Annotated in this window: 2 protein-coding genes; both read left to right on the forward strand. The window is 35.1% G+C overall.

Features of this window, described 5'->3' with window-relative positions:
• On the forward strand, window positions 1-316 hold a 316-nt coding region (locus CAMP18498_RS07840), incomplete at its 5' end, for a flagellin (protein WP_337198258.1).
• Between the two features lie 134 nt (window positions 317-450).
• A partial coding sequence (locus CAMP18498_RS07845; RefSeq protein ID WP_337198259.1) for a flagellin N-terminal helical domain-containing protein occupies window positions 451-1,258 on the forward strand: 808 nt, incomplete at its 3' end.

Raw genomic sequence — 1,258 nt, forward strand, 5'->3', positions numbered from 1 at the left:
TGCTAAAGATCAACAAGCTGGTGTTACTACACTTAAAGGTGCAATGGCTGTTATGGATATAGCTGAAACTGCTATTACTAATCTTGATGCTATCAGAGCTGACATTGGTGCGGTGCAAAATCAAATTACTGCAACACTTAATAACATCAGCGTAACTCAAGTAAATATCAAATCAGCTGAATCAAACATCAGAGATGTAGACTTTGCAGCAGAAAGTGCAAACTTTGCTAAGTATAACATCTTAGCTCAAAGTGGCTCTTATGCTATGAGTCAGGCTAATGCTGTACAACAAAATGTAATGAGATTATTACAATAGTAAAGAAATCCAAAACACCTTGAATATTCAAGGTGTTTTTCTCTCACTTTTTATTTTATCTCCCATTTACTTTCTTATATTTGGAACACTTATTGCTTTTATAGAAATCAAGCAATATTTTGAAAGGATTTAAAATGGGTTTTAGAATAAACACCAACATAGGTGCAATGAATGCACATGCAAACTCAACTATAACAGCAAGAGAATTAGATAAGTCTTTATCTAGACTTAGCTCAGGTCTTAGAATCAACTCTGCAGCAGATGATGCTTCTGGGATGGCTATTGCAGATAGCTTAAGATCTCAAGCTGCAACTTTAGGTCAAGCTATTAACAATGGTAATGATGCTATAGGTATTTTACAAACAGCTGATAAAGCTATGGATGAGCAACTTAAAATCTTAGATACTATCAAAGTAAAAGCAACTCAAGCTGCTCAAGATGGGCAAAGCACTAAAACAAGAAACATGCTTCAAGCTGATATTAACCGTTTGATGGAAGAACTTGATAATATCGCAAATACAACAGCATTTAATGGTAAGCAACTTTTAAGTGGTGGTTTTACTAATCAAGAATTTCAAATCGGTGCTCAGTCAAATCAAACTGTAAAAGCTAGCATAGGACCAACTCAATCAAGTAAAATCGGTGTTACTAGATTTGAAACAGGATCTATGTCTCATACTAGTGGCGTGGTTGAGCTTAATATCAAAAATTATAATGGGGTGGATGATTTTAAATTCCAACCTGTAGTTATTTCATCTTCAGTAGGTACTGGTATGGGTGCTTTAGCTGAAGAGATTAATAGGGTAGCTGATGTAACTGGTATTAGAGCAAATTTCTTAGTGGAAACTACTGGTGCTGGTCCTATAAAGGCTGGAGTTACAAGTGATGATTTTACTATCAATGGAGTTAAGATAGGTAGGATAGAATATCAAGATAGCGATC

Origin of the sequence: Campylobacter sp. W0066.2 (genome assembly GCF_024723515.1) — a bacterium.
In the GTDB taxonomy this organism is placed as follows: Bacteria; Campylobacterota; Campylobacteria; order Campylobacterales; family Campylobacteraceae; genus Campylobacter_D.